The following is a 16,942-nucleotide window of genomic DNA, read 5'->3' as shown; positions in this document are numbered from 1 at the left end:
GTGAGCTCTTCTGATTCAATCGAGTCAGGAGCTCACTATGGATTTCTATTCTGAAAAGTTCACGCATCTTAAAACTCAGCTTTCTGGTCATATTCTTTGGTTGACGCTGGATAATGTTGATCAAAGCAACGCGATTTCTTTAGAAATGGTGGACTCTTTAACGCGTGTATTAAGGCATGCCGATTTTGATCCGCAAGTCCGAGTGATCGTGATTAAAGGTGAAGGGTCCACGTTCTGTGCCGGTGGTGATGTGAAGGCCATGCAAAATAAAACGGGAATGTTCGCCGGAGAAAGCAATGAGCTTCGCATGCGCTATATTCACGGTATTCAGCAAATTCCTAAATGCATTGAAGAGCTTTCGAAGCCTTTAATTGCCATGGTCAATGGCCCAGCGATTGGAGCGGGTTGTGATCTAGCTATGATGTGTGATCTTCGCGTGGGAACGGCGAAGTCCAAATTTGGCGAAACTTTTGTGAAGTTGGGATTGGTGCCGGGCGATGGTGGAACTTTCTTTCTTCAGCGCGTGATTGGTTTTTCTAAAGCTATGCAGATGTCTTTAACCGGGGACTTGATTGCGGGGGAAGAAGCACAACGTTGGGGACTTCTTAATTATTTTACCGACGAATCTCAGCTCGAGGTTGAAACGCGAAAGCTCGCAGAAAAGATTGCCAATAATGCTCCGGTCGCAGTGCAGATGACGAAGAAGGCGATGAAGATGGCCTACTTAAATGATCTTCATACGATCTTAGACTTGTCGGCGGCTTATCAGGGCATTACGCAAAGAACGACGGACCACTTTACCGCTCTTCAAGCTATGAAAGATAAAAAGACGCCCGAGTTTTCTGGGACCTAGTTGTACTGAGCGATTTTTTCTAAGTCCTCGGCGCGGCTTGTGATATTTTCTTTTAGTGTCTCTTTTTGATTTTTACTGACCGTGCTCCAGAATTCTTCAATCAAGAATTTCTGAAAGGCTTTTTTATGATTGTTTAAAGCCTCGGTGTAAGCGGGAAGACGAACGGATTCATAATCATTAAAGAAGTCCTTAACGAATTTTTTTAAAGCTTCTGGATTCTTCTTAGCTTCCAGAAACTGATTTAGAACGTATTCCTTATTCTCGTTCTGAAGTTTTGAGGGAAAAGGGTTTTCTTTTAAGAATTTTTGTATCTTTTCTTTTTGCGCGGACGAAATGCCGCCAATCCAAAACTCGACAGATTTTTTATAACGCTTTTCAACTTTTTCTTTGGCGTCAGATTCTGAATCATCTTCAATGTCTTCACGGACCTCTTTGGCGAAGTGAAAGACTTGCGAAGGCTCCAGCGACAACGAGGTTTTAACCGCAGTCTCGCCAAAATAGCCTGATAGTTTTTTAAAGTAGTTTTGAAACTCCATCATCTGGGTGGTGATGGTTTCCGAATCCAGTTTGTCTTTGTTGATGTGGGGTTCCATCGAGCGAAGACTTTTCGCGATCTGAGGCAGAAGCTCTTTACGAGCGACATCGACATCTTTTTGCAGATCTTTCTTAAGTTCTTCGCGCTGTTTGCTGGTCAGCTCAAAATAATCATCGGCTTTTGAAACCGCCAGATCATCAAACATGCGCACCATAACGCCAGAACGACTGCAGGCTGAAGAAAGAATTAGGAAAGACAGAAGAATTAAATATTTCATACTATCTTTGTTTTAAAACGGCTCGGCGTAAAAGAACACCCTCCATGATGAGATACAGCACAAAACTAATCGTGACCCCTAATCCCTTTAATAGAGCCCAAGCGGATGTGCTCCATGCCAAAGCGGCCCAAATCGCAAGACCTGTGTGAATGGCAAAGAAAAGACCGGAACGAAATGTAATGCCCTTCATTTTTTCTTTTATAAAATCGGGAAACTGATGACCTTGTTGTTCAGCGAGATAAACTAGCAGCGGCTTTCCAATAACTATGGAGCCCCATAAGGCGAGCGCGAAGACGCCTTCCATGATCGCAGGTTGCAGCTTAAACCACAAACCTTCAGAAGAGATCAAAGAGATTCCTCCCAGAACCAAAAGCATTCCGTTTCCGAACCAGGTGATCTTTGATACTTTTTTATATTTATAAAGCTCGTAAGAAATTTCACCCACACCGAAAACCATGCCCGCAATCAAACCGGCCATGGTTCCGTAGTATTCTTCGATTAAAGTAAAGGCGACGACAGGAAGAAGGCCAGCAAAGAAAAGGCTGGCCGCTTGCGCTTTCGGATTGCCGGCAGGATTCATGAACGCGTGCCCTTAAAGTTCACTGGCTGACCTTGCGACGGCAGAATGACTTCGTCATTTTCCATCACAAGTTTTCCGCCCACAATGGTGTGGGTCATCCAACCTTTGACCTGCATTCCATGAAACGGAGTCCATCCGCACTTACTTGCAATCCAAGAATTGTCGATGGTCTTTTGTTTTTTTAGATCGACAATCGTGACATCAGCGTCAAATCCTGGGCGAAGATATCCTTTGTTAACAATGCCGAAGACGCGTGCTTGGTTTGCTGTCACCATTTCGACAAATCTAATTAAACTTAAACGGCCTTCATTCACATGGTTTAACATGATAGGAACCAGTGTTTGCACACCTGGAACTCCGGAAGGACTTGATGGATAAGGTCGGTCCTTTTCCTCTTTGGTATGGGGCGCATGATCGGAACCGATCACATCCACAGTTCCATCAAGTACGGCCTTCCAAATGCGATCCATATGTCGCTTTTCGCGAATAGGAGGATTCTGCTGTGCATATGTTCCCAATTTGTCGTAACAGTCGGGAGCGTACAAAGTTAAGTGCTGCGGAAGTACTTCCACTGTCGCAATGTCTTTTTGGTCTTTTAATAAATCCATTTCTTCACCGGTGGAAACATGCAGAACGTGGATCTTTCTTCCGGTTTTTCGGGCCAGCTTTAAAAGACGAGTCGTAGAGTTCACGGCTGTTTCAACGTCTCTCCACACCGGATGATAGTGCGGGTCGGCCATTTCTGTCGCAATGTGCTTTCTTTCTCTCAGACGCATTTCATCTTCTGAGTGGAAGATCACGCGGCGGTGACCTTGTCTTAAGATTTTTTCTAATGTTTCATCATCTTCGACCAGCAAAGTTCCCGTGGAGCTTCCCATAAAGATTTTCACACCCGAGCAATGAGGCAGAAGTTCCAGTTCGGCGATGTTCGTTACATTGTCATGAGCTCCGCCGATGAAAAAAGCATAATTGCAGTGTGCGCGATCTTTGGCGCGATTGAGTTTATCTTGAAAGGCTTCGGCCGTCGTTGTGCCGGGGTTGGTGTTTGGCATTTCGAAGATGCTTGTGACTCCACCGAGGATGGCGGCGCGTGTTCCGCTTTCAAGATCCTCTTTGTGAGTCAGTCCAGGTTCGCGGAAGTGAACCTGGCTATCGATAACTCCTGGAAGCACATGCAGGCCCGTCGCTTTGATAGTTTTTAAGGCAGGGCCTTGAAGAGAGGTCGCGATTTTTTCAATGCGGCCATCAATGATGCCGATGTCGGCCTGCTGTTCGATCAAACCCGTTGAAGTTGAGTGGGGAAGAAGGCAAGTTCCGCCTTGGATAAGTAAGTCAAAGGGACGTTGAGACATGTATCACCTCGATAGGGCTACCCTAACATTACCTTCATTCAAAGGTCCAGTAGACTTCATCGACGTACATTGGTTGACGGAGGGGGTGGGATAAGGGACAATTTTGACTGTGACAATGGATAAATTCCTCTCCTTTTGGGATCATTATAATACGCGCATCATCGAGGGCCTAGTTGCTCTTGTGATTCTTCTCTCTCTTATCCTGGCTTATCGCAGTTTTTTTGCGAAGAAATCCAAAGGGGACAGTGTTGACGCTGGCAATGGTTTAGATGCGGCTCAACTTGAAAAAACTCTTCAGAAAATTTTAGAGAACCAACAATCGGGTGGCGGCGGTAAAGCCTCTCGCTCTGCGCATGCTGAAGATCTTAGTACCGATGTTGATTTGGATGCCATGGAGCAATCCTCTCTTTCTAACGCGGGTGCTAGTGAAGGTGGTTCTGCGGAATCAGCGGCTGAAGTCGTGCAACTTCGCTCTTCTTTAAGCGAAAGCGCAAAAAAAGTAGAAGCTCTTCAAGCTCAGTTGAAAGATGCTTTGCAGGCAGCGGAAGCTGCATCAGCCGCTCCGGCAGCAGCGGGCGGTGGTGATGCTGGTGGCATGAGTGCTGCTGAAAAAGAAGAGATGAACGGAAAGCTTCGGGATCTTGAAGCTCGTCTGGCTGAATACGAAATCATCAGTGAAGACATCGCCGATCTTTCTCGGTATCGCGAAGAAAATGACAACTTGAAAAAAGAACTTGAGGCCTTGAAGGCGGGTGGAGCGCAGCCAGCGGCGACTCCTGCGGCTCCGGCAGTTGAACCTGTTGTTGAAGCAACTCCAGAACCTGAGCCAGAACCAACTCCCAGCGAGCCCGTTTCTGTGGAGCCTCCTGTTCAAGCCGATGCCGCAACACCAGATGCTCCGGCTGAACCGGCAGCCACGGGTGCAGCTGATTTGATTGATGATGAGTTGATGAAAGAGTTTGCAGCAGCCGTTGAAGGTCAAAAGGCCTTGGATAAAGCGGCGGACAAAGCCGGTGATGGCAGCCAGAAGGCCGCAGCAACCACCGATGAAACTGACAAGCTTATGAATGAATTCGAAAACTTCGTTTCTAAAAAGAGCTAAGCGATGAATAAAATTCTTGTGGCCTCTGTATTGTTTGCTGGACTTTCTTCAAGTACTTTCGCAGTCGCAGCTAAACCTTCATCTAGTACTTTAACTTCGGCGATGGAAGTTCTTAAACTTCCCGGTGAAAACCGTCGCATGGCAATTCAAAGCCAGGGCGATAAGCACTACTCTCAATTTATTTCTGTGGCTTTCAATGAAGCTCAACCCATGAGTCTTCGTTGGCGCGCTTTAATGGCGGCAGCGGAAGCTCGCGGCGAAAAGGCGACGCCAGATTTATTAAAAGCCGGATCTCACAAACAGTGGTACATGCGAAATGCGGCTCTGGTAGCTTTGGCCGAAGTAAACCCTATCCAAGGTCAAAAGCTAGCGACAAAGCTTCTTAAAGATAAAGCCTTGGTGGTTCGCTCGGCGGCGGTGAGTGCGCTGGAAAACAACCTGAGTTCAGAAAACCGCGATCTTTTGTGGGAAGAGCTTAATCAAAAATACAATTTCAAAAACACGCAAAGTCTTTGGATTCGTCATCAGATCGTCGAAGTTTTGGCAAAAAAACCCGTGGATCATGAGCTTAAGATTTTTGCAGGCCTTCTTTCGGACAAAGATCAACGTGTCCAATTGCCAGCAGTTCGTGGTTTGGAAAAACTGACGGGCGTAAAGCTTAATAAGTCTGTTGTATCGACGGACGCCTTAGTAGGCCTTTGGAAGAATTATCTTAAGAAAGAAAAGATCGCTCTTTAGTTTGCGCGCTTCAGAGCTTCGTTAATAACAAGCTCGCGCTCGATGCGATAGAAGATGATCTTTTCTTCAAGACCATCGGATTCCATTGGTTCTGGTTCGGAAAAGAAATCTCTTAAAATTTCCATTCTTTTATCGATTGTCACGCGTGTGGATTCGCGTCCTTGAGTCGTGCCTTTAGCAAAGGTCATGATCAATTTATAACGAATGCCGCTGGAGGGTGGGCGTTGTTCATTGGGTGGCAACCAACCATCCAGGCCTTTGATGTATTCAGTTTCAATAACGCCGGTGTCTTGGTTTTCTTGGGCGATAGGGTATTTCAAAACGGCGTGCGCGGCTCTCCATACGGAATCGTAAGAGGCATAGAAAACTTTTTGCTTGTTGATTTGTCCCATGCGCTGATGGGCTGAAGGCTTTTTATCAAACAGGCTGCAACCAAATAGAGTGCAGCCTGTGAGAATCACAAGTAATACGAGAATTTTCTTAGAAAGAGACCGAACTGTGTGTGACATGTGTTGCGGCTTCAATCATAGCAGGACCGACAGGCGCTTGGGAAGCAGTTTGGGAGCCAACAAAGTTTACTTCCCAACGTTTTTTACCTGCAATAGCCTGATCGTTAGGCCATTGGGGCAGTTTCATGCGCTCAAGCCAGTTTTGAGAATAAACTTCCCATTGTGGCTGAAGGATTTTAACTTTGGCGCCACCTTGCTGAACTTCCTCTTCTTTTGAAAGAACAGAGTAAGTTGCAATCGGATTTACTCCCGCAACCGTATTGAATTTCGGCATCAAGATTTCTCCATCGGCCGCAATTGTTGGATCAGCGATCAAAGGAAGCATTTCTGGTTTCGCTCCAGCAGTGAATGGCAAAAGAGTCGCACTCATGCGATCGTTTCCGCTTTTCATTTCTGCTGTTCTTTTAAGCACACCCAAAACTTTTTGATCTGAACCTGTCAGTGCATTGAGGTTCGCCGACTTTCCTTGCGCGATTTTTTTAACGTCTGTAGGGATCATGTAACCAGATTGGTTTGCGATACCAACAGCGATAAACATTTCATCCGCGCGGTATTGCGGCGCCGTGATTGCTTTTGTCTCTGTGAAATTCAATTCACGAGTTGGCATGTCGAGTTTTGTTTGACCTGATTTGATTTCGATATCACGAACGGCTCCGCCAGTGATTTTGAAATCGTTGATCAGTTCATAGAACTCAGCGCCGTCGCGAAGAGCATCCACAGTAGATTTGAACGGGAAGCGTCCGCGAGCCGCGAAAACGCGGTTCACACCTTGTTGGCCGTAGTAAATACGATAGTTTGGTTTATCCAAAGTGATTGTGAACAAAGAATATTTTTCGCTTTGTTTTGGAAGCGAGATGTTCGCTGGTACATCAATATCTTGTCCCATCGCTGAAATACGATCTGTTTGCGGGCTGATCACATTATTAATGTCGAACGCCAGCATATCGAGTTTTGTGAAAGCCGGCATCACCAGTGCAAAGTCCACAAATCCATCTTTATCTTGGATCGGAAGACCGGAAGAGATCCCTTTAACTTCATATTGAGTTTTTGTTGGCTGCGCGCGAAGTTTGAAGCTGATTGGACCTGGCTCTTGTGCGAAATATGTCGCACGAACATAGCCGGGAGCTGCCACTGTTACAGATTCTACCGTTGTCCAAGCTGCTGGAATCGCCACTTGGCCATTTGCATCTGTCGTCAAGAAATTGCCCGAAAATGGAGCATCCAAAGCGTCGCCGATTAAGATTTGAGCATTTTGAATTGGGTTGCCATCAACAGTCGTGATCGTGATGACTTGGGCTTCTTGCATCCAAAATAGGCTAGTAACGTTGTCGGATGTCGGTTTTTTAGGCTTATTATCCTTTGAACAGCCAATAAGGACGGCCGGCACGGCAAGTGCCATCATTAGTTTTTTCATAGTATATCCCCCTCCGTGGTTTTCTTACTACACCTGTCATTGCAGTGTGAGATTCCGGCTGGGTCAAGACCTAAGGCGAGGAAAGATAGGAATATTTAAAATTCGCGTTATAACGCAAAGCCCATTATTGACTTAGTGCACTCTAACAATTAAAAATCGTGCCTCACGCATGGGGAAACCTTTGTGTGATTCGTGTGGTGGGGTAGCTCAGCTGGTTAGAGCAACGGAATCATAATCCGTAGGTCGGCGGTTCAAGTCCGCCTCTCACTACCAATTTTATAAAAGCTGTCTTCGGACGGCTTTTTTTTTTTTTTTTTTTGCTCAAAATTCAATGACTTACGAATTTTAGGTCGGTCATTTGAAATCTAAGATTGGCGATTTGCCATCAAATGCCATCAGGTAGCGGATCATTTCTTTGTTTTAAGCAGTACAAGTTTGCCTTTGCTTTCGATCTTGTCGATGGCTGTTCTGCCTACACTTGAGAGAATCTTTGCATAGTGTTCTGGCTGCCGAGACGTTTTCCATCCACCTAATGCTTGCAATGCGAGTTTGTCGCCTTCGCTGTAGTGTTGGAAAAGTGTCGCGCCAGTATGTCTCAGAATGTGTGTCCCTGAGAACGGTAGACCAGCCTTTTTGAATGTCGAATCGTACATGTGCTGGATTCTTCTGTATGCAAGCAAACTTCCATCTTCTGTAAAGATCAGATCACTCTTAACTTCGCCTTTTAATTCACTCAACGCTTCGGCTACGTTCGTAAATAAAGCAATCGTGAATGGTTCATGGGCGCTCTGATTTTCTTGCCTGGCTTGATTACGAATGGATCTTTCTTGTTTCGAGGCCAGATGGCATGTTCGCAGACAAGGTAGGTTTTCTTGAAGGAGTTCAAGTTTTCCCACTTCATAGCTGCTGCCTCTGATATTCTCATAAAGTGGAGCCCTTGAGTAAGACCAAGTGTATACCACATCGGACCACCGATCTCCTTGAGTGCGGCTAAGAACAATGCGTATTCTCCATGTAGGACCGCTTGAATTTTTTCTCCTTGTTGAGCTGGCTTGCTCTCTAATGACGTGACTTGATTGGAGCAAGAGGAACCGCATCGTCATAGTTGTTAATGTGCCAGCGAATTAAAAAGCCGAGTGTTTCCAGTTCGCGGTCGTAAGACACTCTGTTTTTGCTTGCAGTTCTCTTCTTCCATTCTTCAATCAAGCCATCAATATGTGTTGCAGACAATTCGTGCATGGGAATTGCGAAAAGTGGACTCAGCAGGCTGACCTGCTTATCGTAATAGATGTGTGTTCCAAGGGTATTGGTGCCACTTGAATCCTTCCAAAGATCAATCACATCTTTCAATGTGGTCTTTTCTTGAGCTGAATCTAGTTCAGCTGTGAAAGACTCGGATTTTGAAACACCCATCACCAGCCGATATTCGGTATTTTTCGCATACATATTTTCATATTATTTCATTCCCAAGAGAAGGTCGTATTCGTGCTTGGAAGCTGAAAAGCACCGTGCAGAAAACTCTGAATTTTCCAGTGAGAATGCAGTTGCATTGATGGTGAGACAATGGTCAAACTTATGTCTAGTATATAAAAAGCAATTTATCTAGTTGCTGTAGGATGTCGATAGAATTTGTATACTTACTCTTGTTTTACAGCAAAGAGGCAAGACTCAATATGTATATCAAAAGCATCAATATTATTAACTTTCGCGGAATTGAGAATTTGGTCGTCAATTTTGAAAGCCGTTTTAATGTGCTGATAGGTGAAAACAATTCTGGAAAGAGCTCGATCATTGATGCTTTGAGAATTTGCTTAAGCTACGGTAAGAATCAGAATGATTTCTATATTAAAAAATCTGATTTTCGCTTGTCATCATCACGCCCTCCGGATCCTATTGAGTTTCACTTCGAGTTTGCCAAGGAGGATGAGGAAGATCTGGGGCACTTTCATTCTTTGCTTGGAGTTAACGATGACGGTAAAGAAACCCTGAATGCACATTTTAAGTATAGCCTCGTTGAAAAGAATGGTGTTTATAAGATAAAAGTAAAGACTTGGGGTGGACTAAATGAAGGAAATCCCATTTCTGCTGACGAGTTCAATGAGCATATCTTTTCAGTGTATTTGGATGCTTTACGAGATGCAGGTTCTCAACTTCGACCAGGACGTACGAATAAGCTAGGCGATTTCTTTCTGAAGTTAGAACCGGACTCCGACAATCAGAAAAAATTAGCGGACGAGGTAAAGGCATCGCTAGACCAGAGCACCAATTGGAATAATTTAATCGACAAAGGTAACACAGCGATTGCCGCGCATCTTGCAAGCATAAGTCTTAAGAGCGATAGCCTAGGACTTGATCTTAATTTTTTACCAGCGGAATATAAAAAGATTGTAGATTCTTTAGTAATTGGAATGAAATCTACGCTTTTGAATGGAGAAGTCGTTTCATTTGATATTGCACAAAATGGCTTAGGCCTAAATAATCTCTTATATTCTTCAGTCATATTAAGTGACATCGAAACATTTAAGCAGCAAGAGAAGTCATCGCTTGCTGCTCTCTTAATTGAAGAGCCAGAAGCTCACTTGCACCCGCAGCAGCAGAATCTCTTTTTTAAATACCTTTCTGAGCTAAGCGAAAAATCGAAGTTCCAGATCTTCATTACATCGCACTCTCCTACAATTACCGCGAAGTCACCACTCGCTGCCTTAAGATGTATAAAAAAGAGAGATGAAAAGGTAAAATGCTTCACTCCAGCAGGTGTATTATCTCCAGAAAATCAAGAGTTTTTACATAAGTTTTTGGACACCACAAAGTCTCAACTATTTTTTTCCAATGGTACTATTTTAGTTGAGGGCATATCTGAGGCGCTACTTATTCCAATCTTTGCGAAGAGGCTTGGATTTGATCTTAATAAAATGGGCATCGAAGTGGTTAATATAAATGGAGTTGCCTTTGATCATTTTGCCAACCTATATAGGTCCACCGACGAAAAATTAAGAATGAATGCAAAATGTAGCATTTTGACAGATGACGATCGGTCCTCCGAAAGCGAAGAAATTTCGTCTCGTGCAAAAATAGCTAAAGAGCTTGAATCAGGAAATCTTTCGGTTAACCTTGCCGAAAAGACCTTTGAGGTTGCACTATTCGCTGCCGGATCAAATAAGGATATATTCCTGGATATTTGGAAAAAGCTTCATCCGAAATCGAAAGTTGATGCTAACGATGACGTCCATGTTTATGCAGATAATTTTCTTAAGAAGGTCGAGTCTAATAAAGCTAAATCTGAACTAGCGTATGCTCTTTTAAAGAGACTCGAAGAGAAGCCTGAAAACTTGTCTTCCTTCACGGTGCCAACCTACATTGAAAATGCTATTAAATGGGTTTGCAATGGTTAGCCTTGAAAAGCTATCTGATAAGCAAAGAGAAATTGTACTTAATGGTGCTGGATTATTTGTAGTACGTGCTGCTGCAGGAAGTGGAAAAACATATACCGTCGCGGCTAAGATTTCTCATATATTGGATTCTTGGAAAGAAAAAGGAAAAGGCATTGCGATAATTTCATTCACAAACACCGCGTGGTTGGAAATTGCATCCACGTTAAAGAGTGATTTTGGAATTTCTGATCTAGGTTACCCACATTTCCTAGGAACAATAGATAGTTTCATCAATAAGTTTATATTTCTTCCTTTTGGTAACAAGGTTATGAATTGCCAAGGGCGGCCTAAGCTTGTTGGTGAGCCCCACGGACCATGGCGCGGGCGTTATTATAAAGACTCATTTTTCGACAAGATTACCTATAGTAAAGGCGGAGAATTATATTTTACTAGTCAACAGCTAAGGCCAAATAAAAGCATGGTCGCAGCGACCTTGAGTCAAAAGAAATCATTAATTAAGGCAGGGTTCGCGACCCAATCTGATGCAAATTATTTCAGTCTGATACTATTAAGAAAGTATCCTTGGCTTGCTAAGTCTATTGTTACGAGATTTCCCTATTTTATCATGGACGAAGCTCAAGATACTTCTGATATACAGATGGAAATCATCGACCTCCTAATTGCTGCGGGTTTAAAACAATTGATGTTAGTGGGCGATCCTGATCAGGCTATTTACGAGTGGCGAAACTCCAAGCCTGAGCTTTTTGTGGCAAAATTTAATGAATGGCGTGAGGCCTCCTATATTCTAGATGAGTCCAGGAGGAGTTCTCAAGCCATCTGCAACTTTGTTTTTAAATTATCTTCTCTCGAGACAATCCCTAATGCTGTTAGTGAGGAAGTAAAAGACTGCGATATTGAGCCAGAAATAATTTCTTTAGACGGCATGACCGCCGTACAAATCTCGGATCAGTTTATTGAAAAATGCCGTCAAAATGGGATTCAGCCTGATACCCATAAAATAGGAATACTTTTTCGCAGTAAAAGTTTTTATGCAGAGTTGGACAGTGACTATTCCGACTCAGAACAAGTAGAATGGACCGAAAACAGAGATCTAATGGACATTGCAAAGGCTAAGTATCTATTTGATAATGGCCAAATTCAGAAAGCTGTTCTAAAGCTGGCATTTTTGTACGCTCGAAGAATTACAAAAGAAGATAATCTTTCTAAGGAACAACTTCACGAAGCTATAGATGATTTTGGCAAGGCAGCGTTATATAAAAAGATACTGACCTTACTAAGAGAAATACCAGGCATAAAAGAAATTTCTGTCGGTGATTGGTGTAAAGGAATTGAGAGCACGGTAAAAAAAGAGCTGGATATTGATGTCTCTTGCAAAAGAAAATTTAAAGATTTGGCATTAGGTAATTTACTTAAAGATGATGAGGCACCATCGGATTACAAAGGGTGTCGCGTCAGCACCATACACAAAGTTAAAGGCGAGACTTTTGATGCTGCGTTAGTTCTTTTGAAAGGCAAAGGCGTCGGAAAGTCGTACATAAAACTAATTGCCGAGAAAACTACAGTATACCAAAATGAAGAGCTTCGGAATGTCTACGTTGCGATTACACGTCCAAAGCGACTATTAGTTATTGCCGTACCCGATCAGAAAAATGTCGCCGCCTGGACAAGTGTTCTCAAAGGATAGGTTTTATGGCGGATTTAGAAAAAGTTGCAGAAGAAACATTTACTAAGATTTTAAAGAAGGCTTTTCGCGTTGTAAAACATGATGCCAATGGAGAGTACGAAGTATTATTGCAAAAGGAAAACCTTCCAGATTTTTTTGGAGGAATGCTAAATTTTGTGGCTATATGCCTGGAAGAGGTATGTAAGTCTTCGGACGAAGACCTTACGGAACCAATGAAGGTAAATCTTTTAAAGACCGCCGAATTTTTTAGAGCCATTCCCATATCAGAAGATTCACCAGGAATGAAAGAATCGGTCGAGATTTTTCAAATGCAATGTACTGTCTTAGCGGCTGCCTTAAATGAAAAAATTGATTACCTTTCTCTTCAAAATTTGTGCGGCGATATATCTAAGATTCACTCGGAATACTTGAAAAATGGGTCATTGATTTCGTGTGTCGATGTTTTGATCCGAGAACAAGCTCAAATTCCAAAGATGATTGATAGGTGGGGTAAATCGAAAGTCCTTTCAGATAGAATGTTAATCTTAACTAAAGCATTAAAGGCACATATTGACTCTCATTTTGAACTATCGATACCAATTTTTTTAATTCACATTGAGGCGATCTTTGCGGGGCTTTTTTCAGGAAAAAATGCAAAGAAGAGATACGAAGATAAAAAGAAGATTGCCAGGCAAATTATCGCAAAGAAAAATGTCGGCCTTGCCGCAGATTTACCATTCGCATTTACTGGACATGTTTTGCAGATAGTAATTGATGAAATTTTGAGCCAAATAGATATGGACCCTGAAGGCGACTTTCCCAATCGGCACGCGGTGGTTCACGGGCAAGATTTGAACTACTTTACCGATCCATATGCGTCTACAAGGTGCATTCTTATCTTAGATTCCTTAAGCAGACTTCCTGTTGACGATTTCAAAGCCCGAGAATAAGTGACCTTAAGATTAGTATCCAATACGGTCCAAAAAGTGCCGCAATTTTTAGACCGTAAAATTTTTAACTTAATAAACCTGCAATTGAAGTTGCAATGACAGCGATGGATTCAATTTTAGGAAGTGCATCTAGCAATACCTTAACTACAGCCTTGCTTGGCTTCGGCGATATGGCTTGCTGTTGAATTGCTTCAACTACTTCCAGAGAGGATCTTTTCTGTTCGGGATTTAAATTTGCTGTTTCAAGAGCATCTCGCAACATCAGAATTTGCTTCTGAAGATCTTTAGACCCAATAATATTCGTCGAATTATCTATTGAGGAATTATTAATCCGTGCGTTGTCCGAAAGATTATAATTCGTTATGTGCTGAACAAATCGAGAGCGTTCTGCCACGCCAAGTTTCTCGACGTCTATCTGATAATGCGCAGCCATTCCTGAAAATTTCTCATGGAAACCAGGGTCAATCACCCTGTAAACATCCGTGGCACCATTGGACATTTTGTGCTCAATATGGTCGCCGGATTCAATTAATATGTGATCGCCATCTATAAAAATTTTATTCTTTTGGACGCTCGCTTTTATATTAGGAATACGAGAGGAGTCGTTTTTAATTAAAGTGACAGTATTGTTCATTAAACTCGAGAATGGCATGTTCCCTCCATCAGTAGTTTATCTAAAATGGCGATATGCAGGTCAACAACCACAATATTGAATCAGGGTGTCACGTGATCTTGCCATCAGAATGCCATCAGGTGACGTGGGTGACCATGTGCGTAGGTAGGTTATGATGTGAGGTCACGGAGTTTCTAGTTATTGATTTTATGTGTTTCGCAATGTTATTAGATACTTACTGCAGGTAGTGGTGAACCCGCCTCCCACTACCAATTTTTTGAAAAGGCGGCCGTTGTGCTGCCTTTTTTTTTGTTTCAAACCCTGTTCGTCTTAGAGGCGGACGCGGTTTTGCCGGCTTCGAGCCGGCAAAACCTATGCGGTCCGTCCTTCTACGCGCAAGGCGCTTCGGCGGACTCCCGCCTGCGTCACGTTAGACGCCTCTGGCGTCCAACGCGCTCGCAGTGCCTCTCACTACCGAGTTTCTTTGATGGCTATTGGACAAAATTGGGGCTTCCAAAGTACTTCTGCCGCCTTCAATGTTGCTATTAGTTTTCGTTCAGCCACCCTTCGAAGTTTTTAACAGTTTCCTTGCTTACTCCATCGGTAAGATAATTTGTGATATCGGAAATTTTTCTTCTGCGAAGAGACTGTCTCCATGCTTCGTCTGCTTCATGCATGACAGCCGCGATATCGCACAGACCAGAAAACTTTCGATCTGACTTTGCAAGACACGGGTTGTTTCTGCGGATTTCGTTGCATTTAAATGTCTTAGTTGTGCCTTCCACAGCTTCCACGACCTCCAGAAAAGAGATCTTATCTGGTGCTTTTGCTAAACTGTAGCCACCATAAGGACCTGAGGTTGTTTTTACCAGTCCAGCTTGTGACAGCAGTTGAAGGCACTTAGAAAGATACTCCTTTGGTACGCCATGGAACTCTGCTAATGCTCTTGAGTTTAATAGCTTTCCCTCTGGAGCAAAAGCCAAGATCATCACGCAGTGAAGTGCCCACTCAACCTGGTTGCCTAAAATCACGAGAGATTCGCTTTCTCCAGGCCTAACACTTTATCTCGATCGCCTGGGACTGATTTAAATGTTGCCGCGAAGCGATTGAACAAATTAATAAATGCGATTTGCATATTAAGATCTACAATCTCTTGATCGCTAAAGTGTTGTTGCATCTTTTGAAATAACTCATCAGATACAGGCCCCTGGTTTATCAAAGTGACGGCTTTCGTCCACGCGAAAGCAACCTTTTCCTTTTCCGTAAAAAGTGGGGATTCCTCCCAGACGGGCACATGGTAAATTCTAAGCTCGCGTTCTCCTGCAATCTTAGCTTCCTTGCAGTGAATGTCTACGCAAAACGCGCAACCATTTAACTGGGACGCATAAATTTGAACGAGTCGCATGATGGACTGGTCGACCGAGCTCCTTTTGCAATATTGGTCGATAGCTCCTAAGTGCTGAAATGCGGGCATGGCAAGAGCGAAATAATTAAGTCTTTGCATGTTAACTCCTATCTATCTCGGATAATTATTGTCCGAGATAGATATTTTGTCAATATCTCACTGATTATTGGGCTGTAGAGGCCGAAAATGAGACGCTTTGAGCATGCGATTACTTTGCGCTTTCCTTTGGGATATTGAGGCGTTCTTCGTAGTTGCTTAGTACTTTCTTAAATGCGGGGCGGGACTCGCAATTTTGGCGGTAGGCTTCTATTTGTGGATATTTTTTTAGAACTTCATTTTTTCTGAGTTCTCTTAAAACGCAGGTGAACGCGATGTCGGCTACGGTGAAATCAGATCCTGTTATGTAGGGTTGATTTTTTAACATGGCATCGATGGTAGGGAAGAATCTTTCTAGGATTTCGACGTACCACGGACGTAACGCTTTTAAATGAGGATTTGAATCACCTTGTAGATCTGCGAAGAAAATGGGGAGTGCGAAGGGTTCGATGTTGTTTAATGAAGTGATTAACCAACGATAGACTTGAGCTCTTCCTTGAAGATCTGAGGGAATCAACTTTCCTGATTTTTCTGCGATATACAGTAAGATCGCGCCAGACTCTGTTAGTAAGTAGCCATTATCGTCAATTGCTGGGACTTGTTTGAAAGGGGAGACTTCTTCAAACCATGTTTCGTCTTGAAGGCCGTTGGGTCCGCAATCTAAGCCGACCGTCTCGTATTTGATTCCGCATTCTTCTAAGGCCCACATTGCTCTGATGTCGCGTGTGTATCCCCATAGAAACGGTGGCAGAGATTTGAAGACGTATACTTTCACAAAAACTCCTATCGATTCATGGATTATATACCTAGGCGCATGCGCGCGCTATGATCAGGGGCAATAATATGTAATTTGCTTCGACGCGGTTGGGTGCGTGAGTCTTTTAGAGCATAAAGAATGAGTAAGAAAACTTCTCTTAGGGGTATTTTCTTGCTAGCATTTTTGAATATGTTGAATATTCGATTTAAAAAAATAATGACTGTTGCGTGCGTCTTGCTTCTTCAACCTATCTTAAGCCCGGGCTCTTATGCTTTGGCGAAAAGAAGAACTCCTCCCAAAGCTTATAGCTTTATTGCTGAGGGCGGAAAAGCTTCTCAAGGGGAGTGTGATGGCGAACGCAAGCTGCCTCGTCTAAAACGCCAAAAAGAGTTTTCAAAGTACAGTTCCTATATGGGTTCTGAGTTGCAGGATCCAGAGCTAAAAGGAAAAACAGATGACGAGATGTGGAAGCATTTCTTCCGATCCAAAGAGGTTTGTAATTCCGTCTTGGCTAAAACGCCTTCGGCTATTGTTGATGAGAATCTAAAGAAGAATAAAGCTGAACTTCCTCCAGATGACGAGGAAGAAGAAGAAACGGAACAGCAAAGTCCTTCCGAAGAGGAAGCTCCTAGCCCGTAGGTTAAAGTATTATCTTGTCACAAAAGCTCCTGAAGGCTCCTATGTTAGGGTAGGAGCTGTTTGCTCA

Annotated in this window: 18 protein-coding genes and 1 tRNA gene; 8 read left to right on the top strand and 11 right to left on the bottom strand. The window is 43.3% G+C overall.

The annotated features are described in order from the left end of the window. Positions 1 to 37: 37 nt before the first annotated feature. Positions 38 to 853, top strand: coding sequence for an enoyl-CoA hydratase-related protein (locus AZI87_RS00970; RefSeq protein WP_063204582.1), 816 nt, complete (start codon positions 38 to 40; stop codon positions 851 to 853). On the opposite strand, the gene AZI87_RS00965 is transcribed toward AZI87_RS00970, so the two are convergent. From AZI87_RS00965 to AZI87_RS00955, 3 genes are read right to left on the bottom strand one after another with little or no spacing between them, the layout of a single operon-like run. Continuing rightward, the gene (locus AZI87_RS00965) at positions 850 to 1,665 is read right to left on the bottom strand and encodes a DUF6279 family lipoprotein (protein WP_063204581.1); all 816 of its coding nucleotides are present in this window, start codon (positions 1,663 to 1,665) and stop codon (positions 850 to 852) included. The genes AZI87_RS00970 and AZI87_RS00965 overlap by 4 nt on opposite strands. A 1-nt stretch (position 1,666) precedes the next feature. After that, positions 1,667 to 2,245 (bottom strand): inner membrane-spanning protein YciB, encoded by a 579-nt coding sequence (locus tag AZI87_RS00960; RefSeq protein ID WP_063204580.1) that lies wholly within the window; start codon positions 2,243 to 2,245, stop codon positions 1,667 to 1,669. After that, entirely contained in the window at positions 2,242 to 3,597 is a 1,356-nt protein-coding gene (locus AZI87_RS00955; protein WP_063204579.1) for a dihydroorotase, read from the bottom strand. The genes AZI87_RS00960 and AZI87_RS00955 overlap by 4 nt, the downstream gene beginning before the upstream one ends. A 115-nt stretch (positions 3,598 to 3,712) precedes the next feature. Here AZI87_RS00955 and AZI87_RS00950 point away from each other — a divergent pair, with 115 nt between their 5' ends. Next, positions 3,713 to 4,699, top strand: coding sequence for a hypothetical protein (locus AZI87_RS00950; protein WP_253696297.1), 987 nt, complete (start codon positions 3,713 to 3,715; stop codon positions 4,697 to 4,699). Between the two features lie 3 nt (positions 4,700 to 4,702). Beyond that, complete coding sequence (locus AZI87_RS00945; RefSeq protein WP_063204578.1) at positions 4,703 to 5,437, top strand: HEAT repeat domain-containing protein; 735 nt, start codon at positions 4,703 to 4,705, stop codon at positions 5,435 to 5,437. Here AZI87_RS00945 and AZI87_RS00940 read toward each other — a convergent pair. Both AZI87_RS00940 and AZI87_RS00935 read right to left on the bottom strand, forming a co-directional pair. Further along, on the bottom strand, positions 5,434 to 5,946 hold the full coding sequence (locus AZI87_RS00940) for a hypothetical protein (RefSeq protein WP_063204577.1): 513 nt from the start codon (positions 5,944 to 5,946) through the stop codon (positions 5,434 to 5,436). The two genes, AZI87_RS00945 and AZI87_RS00940, sit on opposite strands and share 4 nt — an antisense overlap. Further along, positions 5,918 to 7,360 carry a carboxypeptidase-like regulatory domain-containing protein gene (locus AZI87_RS00935; protein WP_063204576.1) on the bottom strand — a complete coding sequence of 481 codons (1,443 nt, stop codon included), beginning with the start codon at positions 7,358 to 7,360 and terminating at the stop codon, positions 5,918 to 5,920. The genes AZI87_RS00940 and AZI87_RS00935 overlap by 29 nt, the downstream gene beginning before the upstream one ends. Before the next feature lie 196 nt (positions 7,361 to 7,556). On the opposite strand from AZI87_RS00935, the gene AZI87_RS00930 reads away from it, so the two are divergent. Continuing rightward, positions 7,557 to 7,633: transfer RNA gene (locus AZI87_RS00930), tRNA-Met, on the top strand. Between the two features lie 134 nt (positions 7,634 to 7,767). Here AZI87_RS00930 and AZI87_RS00925 read toward each other — a convergent pair. Together AZI87_RS00925 and AZI87_RS00920 are read right to left on the bottom strand one after the other, a co-directional pair. Then, the gene (locus AZI87_RS00925) at positions 7,768 to 8,256 is read right to left on the bottom strand and encodes a site-specific integrase (RefSeq protein WP_063204575.1); all 489 of its coding nucleotides are present in this window, start codon (positions 8,254 to 8,256) and stop codon (positions 7,768 to 7,770) included. Positions 8,257 to 8,419: 163 nt separating this feature from the next. Beyond that, positions 8,420 to 8,806: a hypothetical protein gene (locus AZI87_RS00920; RefSeq protein WP_063204574.1), complete on the bottom strand. Its 387-nt coding sequence runs from the start codon at positions 8,804 to 8,806 to the stop codon at positions 8,420 to 8,422. A 227-nt stretch (positions 8,807 to 9,033) separates the two neighbouring features. Between AZI87_RS00920 and AZI87_RS00915 the strand changes: the two genes are divergently transcribed. Genes AZI87_RS00915 through AZI87_RS00905 form a run of 3 tightly spaced genes read left to right on the top strand, consistent with a single transcriptional unit; the run spans position 9,034 to position 13,365 of the window. Then, complete coding sequence (locus AZI87_RS00915; protein ID WP_063204573.1) at positions 9,034 to 10,752, top strand: ATP-dependent nuclease; 1,719 nt, start codon at positions 9,034 to 9,036, stop codon at positions 10,750 to 10,752. After that, a complete protein-coding gene (locus AZI87_RS00910; protein ID WP_063204572.1) occupies positions 10,745 to 12,436 on the top strand; it encodes a UvrD-helicase domain-containing protein in 1,692 nt (563 codons plus the stop codon). The genes AZI87_RS00915 and AZI87_RS00910 overlap by 8 nt, the downstream gene beginning before the upstream one ends. Positions 12,437 to 12,441: 5 nt before the next feature. Then, a complete protein-coding gene (locus AZI87_RS00905; protein ID WP_063204571.1) occupies positions 12,442 to 13,365 on the top strand; it encodes a hypothetical protein in 924 nt (307 codons plus the stop codon). A 64-nt stretch (positions 13,366 to 13,429) separates the two neighbouring features. Here AZI87_RS00905 and AZI87_RS00900 read toward each other — a convergent pair whose 3' ends face one another. The 4 genes from AZI87_RS00900 to AZI87_RS00885 form a co-directional block, all read right to left on the bottom strand. Beyond that, on the bottom strand, positions 13,430 to 14,017 hold the full coding sequence (locus AZI87_RS00900) for a hypothetical protein (RefSeq protein ID WP_216635242.1): 588 nt from the start codon (positions 14,015 to 14,017) through the stop codon (positions 13,430 to 13,432). A gap of 506 nt (positions 14,018 to 14,523) precedes the next feature. Further along, positions 14,524 to 15,009: an RrF2 family transcriptional regulator gene (locus AZI87_RS00895; protein WP_063204570.1), complete on the bottom strand. Its 486-nt coding sequence runs from the start codon at positions 15,007 to 15,009 to the stop codon at positions 14,524 to 14,526. Next, positions 15,006 to 15,482 carry a carboxymuconolactone decarboxylase family protein gene (locus tag AZI87_RS00890; RefSeq protein ID WP_063204569.1) on the bottom strand — a complete coding sequence of 159 codons (477 nt, stop codon included), beginning with the start codon at positions 15,480 to 15,482 and terminating at the stop codon, positions 15,006 to 15,008. Before AZI87_RS00890 ends, AZI87_RS00895 begins: the two co-directional genes overlap by 4 nt. Positions 15,483 to 15,591: 109 nt before the next feature. Beyond that, complete coding sequence (locus tag AZI87_RS00885) at positions 15,592 to 16,254, bottom strand: glutathione S-transferase family protein (protein WP_155722472.1); 663 nt, start codon at positions 16,252 to 16,254, stop codon at positions 15,592 to 15,594. Positions 16,255 to 16,452: 198 nt separating this feature from the next. Between AZI87_RS00885 and AZI87_RS00880 the strand changes: the two genes are divergently transcribed. Further along, positions 16,453 to 16,875 carry a hypothetical protein gene (locus AZI87_RS00880; protein ID WP_253696295.1) on the top strand — a complete coding sequence of 141 codons (423 nt, stop codon included), beginning with the start codon at positions 16,453 to 16,455 and terminating at the stop codon, positions 16,873 to 16,875. Positions 16,876 to 16,942 lie beyond the last annotated feature (67 nt).

Source organism: Bdellovibrio bacteriovorus, assembly GCF_001592745.1.
Classification (GTDB): Bacteria; Bdellovibrionota; Bdellovibrionia; order Bdellovibrionales; family Bdellovibrionaceae; genus Bdellovibrio; species Bdellovibrio bacteriovorus_B.
Note: the sequence above shows the minus strand (reverse complement) of the source record. Positions and strands in the feature narration are given on the sequence as shown.